8 protein-coding genes and 1 pseudogene are annotated in these 13,734 nt (G+C 59.4%); 3 read left to right on the forward strand and 6 right to left on the reverse strand.

Annotated features, from left to right (window positions below; all coding sequences use genetic code 11):
• On the forward strand, positions 1 to 966 hold the full coding sequence (locus HU718_RS14535) for an HlyD family secretion protein (protein WP_150729862.1): 966 nt from the start codon (positions 1 to 3) through the stop codon (positions 964 to 966).
• A gap of 197 nt (positions 967 to 1,163) precedes the next feature.
• On the opposite strand, the gene HU718_RS14540 is transcribed toward HU718_RS14535, so the two are convergent.
• The 6 genes from HU718_RS14540 to HU718_RS14565 all read right to left on the reverse strand — a co-directional run bounded on the left by HU718_RS14540 (position 1,164) and on the right by HU718_RS14565 (position 10,853).
• Positions 1,164 to 2,585, reverse strand: coding sequence for an efflux transporter outer membrane subunit (locus HU718_RS14540; RefSeq protein ID WP_186615968.1), 1,422 nt, complete (start codon positions 2,583 to 2,585; stop codon positions 1,164 to 1,166).
• Entirely contained in the window at positions 2,582 to 5,761 is a 3,180-nt protein-coding gene (locus HU718_RS14545) for an efflux RND transporter permease subunit (protein WP_077573019.1), read from the reverse strand. Before HU718_RS14545 ends, HU718_RS14540 begins: the two co-directional genes overlap by 4 nt.
• 15 nt (positions 5,762 to 5,776) lie before the next feature.
• The gene (gene mexE / locus HU718_RS14550; RefSeq protein ID WP_095120869.1) at positions 5,777 to 7,030 is read right to left on the reverse strand and encodes a multidrug efflux RND transporter periplasmic adaptor subunit MexE; all 1,254 of its coding nucleotides are present in this window, start codon (positions 7,028 to 7,030) and stop codon (positions 5,777 to 5,779) included.
• A gap of 272 nt (positions 7,031 to 7,302) precedes the next feature.
• Positions 7,303 to 9,042 (reverse strand): dipeptidase, encoded by a 1,740-nt coding sequence (locus tag HU718_RS14555; protein ID WP_186615969.1) that lies wholly within the window; start codon positions 9,040 to 9,042, stop codon positions 7,303 to 7,305.
• Positions 9,043 to 9,286: 244 nt separating this feature from the next.
• Entirely contained in the window at positions 9,287 to 9,802 is a 516-nt protein-coding gene (locus HU718_RS14560; protein ID WP_186615970.1) for a hypothetical protein, read from the reverse strand.
• Positions 9,803 to 9,884: 82 nt separating this feature from the next.
• A complete protein-coding gene (locus tag HU718_RS14565) occupies positions 9,885 to 10,853 on the reverse strand; it encodes an AraC family transcriptional regulator (protein ID WP_186615971.1) in 969 nt (322 codons plus the stop codon).
• Between the two features lie 102 nt (positions 10,854 to 10,955).
• Here HU718_RS14565 and HU718_RS14570 point away from each other — a divergent pair, with 102 nt between their 5' ends.
• Together HU718_RS14570 and HU718_RS29985 are read left to right on the forward strand one after the other, a co-directional pair.
• Complete coding sequence (locus HU718_RS14570; protein ID WP_186615972.1) at positions 10,956 to 12,194, forward strand: MFS transporter; 1,239 nt, start codon at positions 10,956 to 10,958, stop codon at positions 12,192 to 12,194.
• Positions 12,195 to 12,611: 417 nt separating this feature from the next.
• Positions 12,612 to 13,691 (forward strand): annotated as a pseudogene (locus tag HU718_RS29985) (HAMP domain-containing protein); the annotation flags it as partial.
• Positions 13,692 to 13,734 lie beyond the last annotated feature (43 nt).

Here is a 13,734-nt window from a genome sequence, read left to right on the forward strand (position 1 = left end):
TTGAAAGTGCTATTCACGCGATTGATCACATTGGCGGTGGTGCTGCTGGCGATCGTACTCGGCTGGTTTGCCTGGGAGCATTACACCCGTGCGCCGTGGACCCGGGATGCACGGGTGAGGGCGGATGTCGTGACCTTGTCTGCCGACGTTTCGGGGCGGATTGTCAGGCTTGCGGTGCAGGACAACCAACATGTCGCCAAGGGGCAACTGCTGCTGGAAATCGATCCGGCGCGCTATAGCCTGGCGGTGGAGCACGCGCGACGGTCGGTGGAGGTCGCGAAGGCAACGCTGGGCCAGTCTCAAGCCTCCATTGTTGCCAGTGAAGCCTTGCTCAAGCAGCGGCAGAGTGAAGAGCGCCGACGACGTACGCTCAAGCAGGGGTTCGCGATCTCTGGCGAAGAGTGGGAAAAATCCAGTACCGATGTGGCCGTGGCCCAGGCGGACGTGTTGCGCAATCAGGCCAATCTCGGTCTTGCCGAGGCCAATGTGCAGTTGGCGATTGCCGCATTGACCCAGGCTGAACTGGACTTGCAGCGCACCCGCGTCGAGTCGCCAGTCAGCGGTTACGTGACCAACCTCCTGACCCGTGAGGGTGACTACGCGGTGAGTGGCGGCGCGTTGTTGGCGCTGGTCGACAGTGACTCGTTCTACATCAGTGGTTACTTCGAAGAAACCAAACTGCCGCGTATCGGCGAGGGCGATCGGGTGCGGGTGCAATTGATGAGCGGGGAGACTTTCGGCGGCACCGTGCAAAGCATTGCCTTCGCCATTGCCGACCGGGAGAACGCGCCGGGCAGTCGGCTACTGGCCAACATCAACCCGAGCTACACCTGGGTAAAACTCGCGCAGCGAGTGCCGGTGCGGATCGATATCGATGGCGACTACGCCGGTAAAAACCGCCTGCGAGCGGGCACCACAGCCACCGTCACAGTGCTGGAAAACACCCGATCTGAAGAACACCGTTAACCCCATGGGAGCGAGCCTGCTCGCGAAAGCATTGGATCAGCCCCGATGGTATCGCCTGACACACCGCATTCGCGAGCAGGCTCGCTCCCACAAGATTTCATTGATCAAAAATCAAAAAAAAGCCCCGCGACCGAATGATACGCGGGGCAAAAAATTTGGTTGGTTGCGGCCAACCAAAGGAGCTCTTTAACAATCGATTACTTGCTGGCAACAGTCTCCGGTTGCCAGCCGCCGCCAAGGGCCTTGTAGATCGCGACAATGCCGCGATACAGATCGACTTCAGCCTGGGCCTGACTGTCTTCGGCGTTTAACCGTTCGCGCTGCGCGTCGAGCAGCACGAGGAAGTCTGTTGTGCCTTCGCGATAGCGGATTTCAGCGAGGTCGGCAGCCTTGCGGCTCGATTCGCTCTGACGGATCAGCGAGATCAGGCGTTGCTGGCGTTTGCCGTAATCGCTGAAAGCGTTTTCCGACTCTTCCAGTGCCAGCAGCACTTGTTGCTCGTAAGTCGCCAGTGCGCCTTCGGCTTCAGCATCGGCGCCACGCAAACGGGCGCGTACGCTGCCAAGGTCGAACGCCGCCCACGTGATGCTCGGGCCGAGTGCCCAGGCGTTGGCCGCCGAGGAACCGATTTGCGAACCACGCCCGGCCGTCCAGCCGAGGAAGCCGCTGAGGCTGACCCGTGGGAACAGATCGGCTTTCGCGACACCGATGCGCGCCGTGGCCGAAGCCAGATTGCGTTCAGCGCTGAGAATGTCCGGACGACGCTGCAGCAGTTCACCCGGATCACCGATCGGCAAGGCTTTGGCAATCGCCGGCAAGTCTTTCGGACTCAGATCGACAGTCAGTTTGTCCGGACGCTCACCGAGCAGGGTGGCGATACGGTTTTTCTGCCGAACCTGTTCCGCCTGCAACTGCGGCACGGTGGCTTCAACGTTGGCCAGACGCGCATCGGCGCGCTCGACATCAAGCTGATCACCGACACCGGCGTCTCGCAGGCTGATGGTGATCTTGCGCGATTCCACCTGATTGTTGAGGTTGGCCACGGCGATCTTTTCGCGCAGTTGCGCGCCGCGCAGTTGACCGTAAGCGTCGACCAGTTCAGCAATCATGGTGACTTGCAGTTGGTACAGATCGGCTTCGGCCGCTTGCTGGTCGGCGTCGCTGGCTTCCAGATTGCGCTGGATACGCCCGAACAGATCCAGTTCCCAGGCCATGTCCAGCCCCAGGTCATAGCGTTCGCTATTGACCCGGTCGGTGGTCTGGCCAGGGATTTGTCCCTTGGCCAGATCACTGCTGACGCGGCTGGTGATGGTCGGCATCGCATCGTTGCTGGCGTCGTCGCGGATCGCCCGGGCGGCTTTCCAGCGGGCGAACGCCACGCGCAGTTCACGGTTGCCTTGCAGCGATTGGGTCACCAACTGATTGAGGGTCGGATCGTCGAATTGCTGCCACCAGATGCCTTCGAATTTCGAACGGTCGAAGTTCTTTTGCCCGGCGGCGCCGTCGGTGACGGCCGTGATATTGGCCGCCTCCGTGGCTGGGGTCTTGTAGTCGGGGCCGACAGCGCAGGCGCTGAGGGCCAGCACCAGCAGACTCGGCAGGAAGACTTTCAGACTCATTGTTGCGCCTCCAGTTTCAGAGCTTTGGCCGCTTTGCGGGCTTCGCCGCGTTCGACAAAGTTACGGATCAGTACGTAGAACACTGGCGTCAGCAGCAGACCGAAGAAGGTCACCCCGAGCATCCCGGAGAACACCGCCACACCCATGGCGTGACGCATCTCGGCACCGGCACCGCTGGAGAACACCAGTGGCACCACACCCATGATGAACGCGAAGGAGGTCATCAGAATCGGCCGCAGACGCAGACGGCAGGCTTCCAGTACCGCCGCGAGCGGGTCGAGGCCTTCTTCCTGTTTGTCCTTGGCGAATTCGACGATCAGAATCGCGTTCTTACAGGCAAGTCCCACCAATACGATCAAGCCGATCTGGGTGAAGATGTTGTTGTCTCCGCCCGAGATAATCACGCCGGTGATGGCCGACAGCAGGGTCATCGGTACGATCAGGATCACCGCCAGTGGCAGGCTCCAGCTTTCGTATTGAGCGGCCAGCACCAGGAACGCCAGCAATACGCAGAGCGGGAACACGAACAGCGCGGTGTTGCCGGACAGAATCTGCTGGTAGGTCAGGTCGGTCCACTCGTAGGTCATGCCGTTCGGCAGTTCATCTTTCAGCAGTTTCTCGATGGCTTTTTCCGCCTGGCCGGAGCTGTAGCCCGGGGCAGCCGCGCCGTTGATTTCTGCAGTGATGAAGCCGTTGTAGTGCATCACGCGATCCGGGCCCGAGGTGTCGCTGACCTTGATGAAGGTCGCCAGCGGGATCATTTCGCCTTTGTTGTTGCGTACTTTCAGTTGACCGATCTGATCGGATTCGAGGCGGAACTGCTGCTCGGCCTGAACGTTGACCTGATAGGTGCGCCCGAAGCGGTTGAAGTCGTTGGCATACAGCGAACCCAGGTAGATCTGCAGGGTGTCGAAGATGTCGCTGACAGCCACGCCGTGGGTCTTGGCTTTTTCACGGTCGATGGCGGCATCGACTTGTGGCACGTTCACCGTGTAACTGGTGAACAACCCGGCCAGTTCCGGCACGCTGTGGCTCTTGTTGATGATGTTCATGGTTTCTTTGTACAGCTCGTCGTAGCCCAGGTTGCCCCGGTCTTCGATTTGCAGGCGGAAACCACCAATGGTGCCCAGACCTTGTACCGGCGGTGGCGGGAAGATCGCCATGTACGCCTCTTGAATGTTCGCGTACTGACCGTTCAAGGCCCCGGCAATTGCACCGGCGGACATGCTCGGGTCTTTACGCTCGTCGAACGGTTTCAGCGTCACGAAGACGATGCCGGCGTTCGGGCTGTTGGTGAAGCCGTTGATCGACAGCCCCGGGAACGCTACGGCGCTTTCCACGCCTGGCTGTTTCAGCGCCATGTCCGACATGCGCTTGATCACTTCTTCGGTGCGATCCAGGCTCGAGGCATCTGGCAGTTGTGCGAAAGCTACCAGGTACTGCTTGTCCTGGCCGGGGACGAAACCGGTCGGCGTGCTGGAGAAACCGAAGAAGGTCAGCACCATCAGGCCTGCGTACAACAGCAGGGCGATGCCGCTGCTGCGGATAACCCGGCCCACCGTACCGACGTAGCCATGGCTGGCGCGGTCGAAGAAGCGGTTGAACGGACGGAACAACCAGCCACCGAATATCTTGTCGAGCACCTTGGAAAAGCGGTCTTTCGGTGCATCATGGCCTTTCAACAATACTGCGGCCAATGCTGGCGACAGGGTCAGCGAGTTGAACGCCGAGATCACGGTCGAGATGGCGATGGTCAGTGCGAATTGCTTATAGAACTGCCCGGTGAGGCCGGAGATGAACGCCGCCGGAATGAACACCGCACACAGCACCAGCGCCGTGGCAACGATCGGACCGGTTACTTCACGCATGGCCCGTTTGGTTGCTTCGACCGGTGTCAGTCCGAGTTCAATGTTCCGTTCGACGTTTTCCACCACCACGATGGCGTCGTCGACCACGATACCGATGGCCAGTACCAGGCCGAACAGCGACAGCGCGTTGAGCGAGAAGCCGAACAGGTGCATCACCGCAAACGTACCGATCAACGATACCGGCACCGCCACCAACGGAATGATCGAGGCGCGCCAGGTTTGCAGGAACAGGATCACCACCAGTACCACGAGGATCAGTGCTTCGAAGAGGGTGTGAACCACCGCCTCGATCGAACCGCGCACGAAGATCGTCGGGTCATAGACGATGCTGTAGTCCATGCCTTGCGGGAAGCCTTTCTTCAACTCGTCCATTTTCGCCCGAACGTCGTTCGAGATGTCGATGGCATTGGAGCCTGGACGCTGAAAGATCGGAATGGCTACGGCCGGCTGGTTGTCCAGCAACGAACGCAGCGCATATTGGCTGGAACCCAGTTCAACGCGAGCGATGTCCTTGAGGCGAGTGATTTCACCGTCGTCGCCTGCACGAATGATGATGTTCTCGAACTCTTCCTCGGAGACCAGACGACCCTGTGTGTTGACCGACAGTTGGAAGCTCTGGGCATTCGGGGCAGGGGGGGCACCGAGTTGACCGGCCGCGACCTGACGGTTTTGCTCACGAATCGCGGTGACCACGTCGGTTGCAGTCAGATTGCGCGAAGCGGTCTTGTTCGGATCGAGCCAGACCCGCAGCGAGTAATCGCCCATACCAAACAACTGCACATCACCAACACCGTTCAGACGAGCGAGCTCATCCTTGATGTTGAGGATTGCGTAGTTGGACAGGTAGAGCATGTCGTAGCGCTTGTCCGGTGAGGTCAAGTGCACAACCATGGTCAGGTCGGGCGATGCTTTGTCGACGGTGATACCGATGCGCGTCACTTCCTCGGGAAGCTTCGGCTCGGTTCGGGTCACCCGGTTTTGCACCTGCACCTGCGCATTGTCCAGGTCAGTGCCCAGGGCGAAGGTGATGGTCAGAGTGATCTTGCCGTCGGCGGTCGACTGCGAGGACATGTACAGCATGTTCTCGACGCCGGTGATGGCCTGCTCCAGCGGAGCGGCCACGGTTTCACCGATGACTTTGGGGTTGGCGCCCGGGAAGTTGGCACGCACGACCACGGTTGGCGGCACGACTTCCGGGTATTCGCTGATCGGTAGCTGGAACAGCGAGATCGCACCGGCGATCAGGATCAACAGCGACAGCACCGCTGCGAAGATCGGCCGTGAAATGAAGAATTGGGAAAAATTCATCGGAGTTGTCGTCCCTTAACCGCGTGGGGTCGTAGCAGCCAGCTTCACAACCGAACCGGACGCGCCTTTGGCAGGGGCGACTTTCGGCAGGTTGCTGGCTTCCAGCGCTTGACGTTGTTGAGCGAGTGCCGCGATGGTCTGTTCGCTGGCCATCGGCACCACTTCAGGCGTGACCGGTGAACCAGGACGAACCCGTTGCAGACCCTTGACGATGATCGTGTCGTCCTTGTTCAGGCCGGTACGGACGATGCGCAGGCCTTCGATTTTTGGACCCAGTTCGACGGCGCGGTAGGCGGTTTTGTTGTCCGCATCCATCACCAGTACGAACTTCTTGCCGAGGTCGGTACCGACCGCTTCGTCGTTGATCAGCATGGCGTTGTAGGTGCCGCTGCCGACCAGCTTCAAGCGTGCGTACAGGCCCGGGGTGTAGGTGCCGTCGCTGTTATCGAACACCGCGCGACCACGGATGGTGCCGGTTTTCGGGTTGACCTGGTTGTCGACGAAGTTCATCTGGCCGAGGTGCGGGTTGCCGTCTTCATTGGACAGGCCCATGTACACCGGGGTCGTGGCGCCGCGTTGACCGTTGCGGGCGAGCTGGGTGTACTTGAGGAACACACGCTCGTCGGCGTCGAAGTAGGCATAAACGCGGTCGGTGGATACCACACTGGTCAGCGGGGTGGTGTCGGCGGTCACCAGGTTGCCGGCCGTGATCTCGGCACGGCTGACACGGCCACTGATCGGCGCGGTCACGCGGGTGAAGCTGAGGTTCAGTTTGGCCAGGTCCAGTTGCGCTTGCAGTGCACCGACGGCGGCGCGGGCTTCTTGTGCAGCGCTGGTGCGCGAGTCGGCCAGTTCGGCGGAAATGGCGTTGCTGGCACGCAGACGTTCACCACGACCGGCTTCGTTTTCACTGCGGGTGGCGTTGGCGCGGGACTGGGCGACCAGTGCTTCGAGGCGGCGCACCTCAGCCTGGAACGGACGCGGGTCGATCTGGAACAGCAGGTCGCCTTTCTTGACCAGTGCGCCCTCAGTGAAAGCGACGTCATCAATCTGGCCGGAGACTCGTGGACGGATTTCAACGGTTTCCGGTGCTTCGAGGCGCCCGGTGAATTCGTCCCACTCGTTGACCGGTTGTTCGATCACCTTGGCCACGCTGACTTTGGCAGCAGGCGCGGTGGCGGCAGTCTCCGGAGTCTTGCCGCAGGCGCTCATCACCAGTACGGCCAACATGGCCAACGGGAAGCGCAAATGTTTGAGTGACTGTTCCATGGATGCATCCGCCAATGTATTGAAGATGGGCGGATGATGCTCGGCGAGGTGTGATGGCACGAATCGAATGAAGCAAAGGTAACTATCATTCGGAATGATATAAGACCCGAACGAGCCCTCTAGCATGCACCTTTCGTTAGGTGGCTATCAATCTCTTTGAGGGCAATTCTGTGTTGCCCGGTGTGCAAAAGTCAGGAGCGAGGCTGCGCGGCGGGGATTACGCGGGGATTAAAAATGCCGAACCCGCCATGGCGGCGGGTTCGACAATGCGATCAGAGTTTCGGCAACTGACCGATGCGGCCGATCATTTCCGTGACGATTTGCAGATCCAGCTGGAATTGCTCCACAGTCTTGAACTCGCCATCGGTGTGACCGGTGTATTTCACATTTGGCATGGCCAGACCGAATTGCACGCCGTTGGGCAATTCATGCACCGAGGTGGCGCCGGCGGAGGTGCCGAACTCGTGTTTCATGCCGAGATTTTCTGTTGAAACAGCCAACAGTGTCTTGACCCACTCACCCTCAGGATTGCGGTACATCGGCTCGTCGATCGAATAGTCAAAAGCAACGGCTACGTGGCTCTTCTTGCTCCAGGCAGCCAGTTTCTCTGCGATTTCTGCTTTGAGCTTCTTCGGCGACTTGCCCTTCGGCACGCGCAGGTTGACCGCGAGTTTGAAGGCTTTGTCATCCATGCCGACGTAGGTCAGCGATGTTGTCAGCGGCCCCATGAAGGCATCGGAGAATCCGACTCCCAGCTTGTTACCGAGGTAATCCAGACCCCAATTGTCGGCAGCGTAACGTGCGGCATCTGTGATGTGGTTGTGCTTGAACGCGACTTTGCCATCAAGGCTATTGATAAAGACCAGCATCCGCGCGACCGGGTTGACTCCGGATTCGGGCTCGGAGGAGTGCGCAGATACGCCAGTCACGGTGAGTTTGACGTCTTTGCCGTCGACCTTGGTGCTCACCTGGAAATCGCCGCCATTGCGCTTGGCAAACTCGTCACCGGCCTTCTGCAGGCTGGCAGCCAGCTCCGCAGGCTTGTCGGTGACCAGGGTGGCGACCGATGCCGACGGAATCTGGTTGTTCGCCAGGCCACCGGTCATCGAGGTGATCTCCGCACCTTTGCCTTCACCTTTGCGCTTGGCAAAGTTGGCCATAACGGTGCCATAGCCTTTCTCGGCAATCACCACCGGGTAGCCGCCATCCAGCGCCAGGTTGTAGTTCGGCGTCGGATTGCGTTCGAAGTAGTAAGGGATCGCGTCGCCCGTGGTTTCTTCAGTGGTGTCGACCAGCAACTTGAAGTTGCGCACCAGCGGTAGTTTTTCTTCCTTGATGACTTTCATGGCATAGAGCGTGACCACGATGCCGTTCTTGTCATCCTCGGTGCCGCGACCATACATGCGGTCGCCGATCAGGGTGATCTTGAACGGGTCGAGGCGGGTACCATCCTTGAGCACCCAGTTTTCCGGCGTCACTGGTACCACGTCGGCGTGGGCATGAATGCCGACCACTTCATCGCCGCTACCGTCGAGGGAAATCTCGTAGACGCGGTTGTCGATGTTGCGGAATTTCAGATTGAATGACTCGGCAAGACTTTTGATCTTCGCGGCGATCTTGATGAATTCCGGGTTGTCATGCTGTTCGACACCGTCCTTGCGATAGGTCGGGATCTCGACCAGTTCGCGCAGGGTTTCGGTGGCGGCGGCGCTGTATCTCGCTCGCGTGTAGAGACCCAGCAGACGATAGATTTCATTCTGCTGATCGGCGCTCAAAGTCTTGTTATCGAGGTACGCGCCAATGGCCGGGCCAATGTCGGCGGTTTTCGCCAGATCGCTCTTGCCCAGGCTGCCGAGGAACTGGCGGAAGTCTGTGGCTTTGTCGGCGCTGTAGGTCCTGAGAATTTCAGCGCTCTGCTGCGGGGTGATATTGGCTTGCGCGGGCGCCGTGAACACGGCAAGGCCAGCCAGCATCAAGGTGGTGGCAGCCAGTTTTTTGAAAGGGACATTCATTACGAAGGGCATTCCTTTGCAGGGCAGTGAGTTAGGCGTGTCTCAAGGTTGAGACACATACACTTACAACCTAACACCGTGCCAGAGCCTTGCGGGAGTACTGAAAGGGGATGTGTCGCACAAAAATGCAAAAGAGGCGCACAAATGAAAAAGCCCGGGGACGGTTTCCGGGCTTGTTTATGAGTGAGATAAGTCGCCGACCAGAGTCTCGGCGAATCCTTACACCAGGTTCAGCAAAGGGCGGCTACCTGAAAATCTGCTCCATCATCAGCCTGGATGGGATCAGCAACGTATTCGTGTAATAGGCCTCATACCCATAGGCAGTTATGCGAACTTTGCAGGGAATTGAAGCTTGCGACGCCAGCAACGGTTTGATGGCGTCGTAGTCATTCAAGTCGCGTTGCGCGCCATTCGGATTGCTGTAGTAAAAGATCAGATCGGAGGAAAACTTGTAATTGGGCCTGGCTTGACTGCTTGCGTTCACTCGCCCTTCGGCTTTTACCGCGATTGGATGCTCGGATGAGAACTCCATGTCTCGGTTCAGAGAGCAGATCAGGGTAGGGCTGAGCTGGTTGAAACTTTCGTAATCATTGAAAGCGTTCTGCAAATCCACAGTGGAGTTGAAGTGTGCCGTGAACAGGTTGGCGGGGCCGAGCTCAAACGACGATAACGTGAGGTCGGCGGGTGGAATACTGGCCGTTTTTACGCAGCCAGTGCAGAGAAGAACTACCAGGTAAATGACTGCGCGGAATCTGTTCATTGGCCGAAGATATCGTTGATTGAATCAAAAATCAGATCTCGATGTAACGGGAGGTAAATGAGTCAGTGGCACGGATCATCCACTACCTGCGTTCGGCTTGCCTCACCTTGCGACTCAATCCAGGTGTCTTGCCCGTAATGCGCTTGAATGCACGACTGAAGGCAGCCTGGGAGGTATAGCCCAAACGTTGTGCTACTTCTTCAATCGGTAGCCTTTCGAGGGTCAGCCACTGGCTTGCAAGCCGCATGCGCAGTTCGGTGACATAGCGTAGCGGGGCCATGCCAATCGTAGCCTGAAAGCGGTCCGCGAAGACCGAGCGTGAGGAATTGCAGTGCTTTGCCAACTGCGCAACAGTCCAGTCGCGGCCCGGTTGTTGATGGAGCGCAAGCAGTGCTCCGGCCAAGCGGGGATCGCGCAAGGCGGCGACCAGGCCAGAAGCATTGCCGCAGGCGCACTCGACCCAGCCGCGAACGACCATGGCCGCCACCACGTCGGCCAACCGCGCGAGGATACCGGCGAAGCCGACACGGGCGGCGCTGACCTCGCGTTCCATGGTGGTCAGGATCGGCACCAGCCCTGGGTAACGCTGGCCGCCGGCATCAATCAGCATCAGTCCCGGCATCAGCCGGCCAAGGCCATGGATACTGCCCAGTTCAAACTCCATACAAGCACTGAACAGAATAGTGCTCGGAGTGGCGCCGGCATCGGTTCCGGTATTCACCGCGCTGACGGTTTCACCCAAGGGCGCACCGTCTAGATGATCGATGTCCTGGACAGGCGCGCCCTGATGGGAAAACAGTTGATGGGCTGCGCCATGGGAAATAAACACGGCGTTGCCGGCAGACAGCGCGTACGTGGTCCCGTCCTCCATCCGCAACACCGCATTGCCGACGGCCATGAAGTGGAACCAGGCGTGCCCAGGTTTTTCAGCAAAGCCCAAACCGAAAGTTGGACCCGTCTGGATGCGCCGGTATTCAACACCACGCAGGCGCATGCCGCGCAACAGCTCGTTGATAAGGTCCGAGGAAAGAGCAAACTGATCTGCAGGCATCGTTCAGGTGTTTTAGTCAAAAAGTAGAGACTTTGAATCATAGATCATCCGGATTTCGGTGCCTAGACTTCGGCTCTTAATGAAGATTGGGAGATCCGTGCAATGACTGACTGTGTATGTAACACCGTGTCCGACCGCCATTGCGGCGTCGGCGCGGACGTAGAGCCTGCAACCCCCGCGTGGATGGCCGTATTTTCGTTGGCAATGGGTGTGTTCGGGTTACTGACCGCTGAGTACCTTCCGGCCAGTTTGTTGACGCTGATGGCTACCGACCTGGGAGTGTCTGAAGCGCTGGCTGGCCAGGCGGTAACGGTAACCGCCGTGGTGGCGTTGTTCGCTGGCTTGTTGGTGCCAGGCCTGACCCGCGGCATCGACCGACGTTGGGTGTTGCTGGGTTTTTCCATGTTGATGGTCGCCTCCAATCTGTTGGTCGCCGTTTCCTCCAGCTTCGCGGTGCTGTTAGTGATGCGCATCTTGCTGGGCATTGCCCTTGGCGGGTTCTGGAGCATGGCGGCGGCGGTAGCGATGCGCTTGGTGCCGAGTGCGCTGTTGCCCCGGGCGCTGTCGATCATTTTCAGCGGCATCGCCATCGGCACGGTCGTTGCGGTGCCGCTGGGCAGCTATCTGGGTGGGCTGTATGGCTGGCGCAGCGCGTTCTTCGCCGCGGCGGCGGTAGGCATGGTCACCCTGGCTTTCCAGGCGCTTACTCTGCCGCGCCTTGCGCCGCGCCGGCCGGCACGCCTGCGCACTGTGCTCGAGGTGTTGCAGCGCCCAGGCATCGCCATGGGCATGTTCGGTTGTGTGCTGGTGCACAGCGGGCACTTCGCGATGTTTACCTATGTTCGGCCATTCCTTGAAGGGACTACCGGCATCGGCGCGCAAGGGTTGTCACTGATGCTGCTGGGGTTCGGTGTGGCGAACTTCGTCGGCACGCTGTTGGCCGGCAGGCTGCTGGAGCGCCACCCGCTGGCCACTCTGGTGCTGATGCCCGCGCTGGTCGGCGTTGCAGCACTGGCGTTGGTGCTGTTGCCGGCCTCGGTGCCGGGGCAGGCGCTACTGCTGGCGGTCTGGGGCATGGCCTTTGGTGGTGTGCCGGTGGCGTGGTCGAACTGGGTCGCCAGCGCGGCACCTGATCAGGCGGAAAGCGCTGGAGGCATGGTCGTGGCCTCTGTGCAGTCAGCCATCGCCACTGGCGGTGCAATGTTCAGCCTCGGTGGCAGCGCAGGCGTATTCGTAGCGGCAGCCGTGTTGATGCTGCTGGCCGCGTTGCTGATTGCCCTGCGTGTCCGCGTCCCTTCTGGTCATGGCGTTCGCCAGTCCAAGCCCGCGCTGCACCTTTGATCCGGTTTGCCAAACCGCCTCGATCCTTCCGTAACCAGGGGCGTAGCCGTGTTATCGAGTTGCAAGCGGGGCGAACCGATCCTGTTCTGCTACTGAACTCCCACGCCGCTAATGGGCCAATTGGATTGGGTCCAACTGGCGCAGAAGCCGGATCCCGAAATCTGGCAGGGTTGGGTCAGTGAAGCAGCGGCCAGGAAAATCGATGCGACGTTCTGGAAGGTTTTCCAAGGCAGGGAAGCCTTTCTTTAATCGCAGATAGATTGCGCTGAGTTTGCCGATGTTCGCCGTTCTAAAGTGCGCACCGTCGCGGTCGATAACTCAGAGTACGCATGGGCTCTATCTCCTCATAACAACACATGCGACGTTCAGTGCTAGCGTTTCCCCTTGCCAAAACTATAAATATCCGCAGGTGAAGTCATGAATATCAAGCAGAAGCTGACCTGGGCGTTCGCAGCTATCGCGTGCGTCCCGGTCATCTTGGTCGCCGTTTTGGTAGTGCTGAATTTGCGAGAGGGGGCCCAGGCCAATTTTCTCGACAGCAGCGGTCGTGAGATCCGCCAGATCGACAATGGCATGAAGCAGTTTTTCGACGGCATAAGCCAAAACGTCGACTATATAGCCAAGGACCCGCGCGTTGTCGCGGCGAAAGACCTCAAGAGCTACGCGGGTGCCGAAGCCGCGCAAATTCCACTTGCTCAGGCCAACAAAGAGCTGCTGGCGATATTTGACCAGTTCGCCAAAAGTCATCCGAGTACTGCTTACCTGTCCCTGGGTCTGAGTGACGGCGGCTACGCCAGTTGGCCGGACGACACCAAGCTGAACAACTACGATCCGCGCGTCCGTCCCTGGTACAAAGCGGCCATCGCCACGCCAGGCGCCACTGTGCGCACGGGTGCCTACTATTGGGCACCGGACGATGTGACGCTGATCGGCACCGTGCGTACTGTCGCCGACGCCGCCGGGAATATCCTGGGAGTGGTTGGCCTTGACGTATCGCTTAAACAGCTCACTGAACTGGTGCGCAACATCAAGCTGGGCGATAGCGGCTACCTGATGCTGGTGGAAGACAACGGTAACGTGCTGGTAGACGCCAGCGACGCGAAGCACAACTTCAAACCTCTGGCCGACCTGGGTCCCAACTACGCCGAACTAGCCAAGGGAGGCGACGGCGTGACCCAAATCGAGATTGATGGCGTGGCCTACATGGCCAACGTGGTCAGTTCCAAAGACCTGGGCTGGCGCTTTATCGGCCTGATCAAGCGTGATGAAGTGATGGCCGACGTCAGCCGGCTGACTTGGTTGATCGCCGCCATTGCAGCGGCATTGGCGTTGGTGTTCGCGATAGTAGGCGCCAGCTTTGCCAGCGTCATTGTGCGTCCGATTCGCGGCGTGGCCGACGGCCTGCAAGAAATCGCCGAGGGAGAAGGCGACCTGACGCGCCAACTCCAGGTGCAGGGCAAGGACGAAACCGCCAGCCTGGCGGGCTGGTTCAACCAGTTCCTGAGCATGATTGCACAATTGGTGCAACGCATAGGCAACG

Origin of the sequence: Pseudomonas tensinigenes (assembly GCF_014268445.2) — a bacterium.
Taxonomy (GTDB): Bacteria; Pseudomonadota; Gammaproteobacteria; order Pseudomonadales; family Pseudomonadaceae; genus Aquipseudomonas; species Aquipseudomonas tensinigenes.

What these genes read in the sequence shown, in the direction of transcription:
- HU718_RS14540 (WP_186615968.1), bottom strand. Translation starts at nt 2,585, where the DNA reads ATGAGTCTGAAAGTCTTCCTGCCGAGTCTGCTGGTGCTGGCCCTCAGC.
- HU718_RS14565 (WP_186615971.1), bottom strand. Translation starts at nt 10,853, where the DNA reads ATGCCTGCAGATCAGTTTGCTCTTTCCTCGGACCTTATCAACGAGCTG.
- HU718_RS14545 (WP_077573019.1), bottom strand. Translation starts at nt 5,761, where the DNA reads ATGAATTTTTCCCAATTCTTCATTTCACGGCCGATCTTCGCAGCGGTG.
- mexE (WP_095120869.1), bottom strand. Translation starts at nt 7,030, where the DNA reads ATGGAACAGTCACTCAAACATTTGCGCTTCCCGTTGGCCATGTTGGCC.
- HU718_RS14570 (WP_186615972.1), top strand. Translation starts at nt 10,956, where the DNA reads ATGACTGACTGTGTATGTAACACCGTGTCCGACCGCCATTGCGGCGTC.
- HU718_RS14555 (WP_186615969.1), bottom strand. Translation starts at nt 9,042, where the DNA reads ATGAATGTCCCTTTCAAAAAACTGGCTGCCACCACCTTGATGCTGGCT.
- HU718_RS14560 (WP_186615970.1), bottom strand. Translation starts at nt 9,802, where the DNA reads ATGAACAGATTCCGCGCAGTCATTTACCTGGTAGTTCTTCTCTGCACT.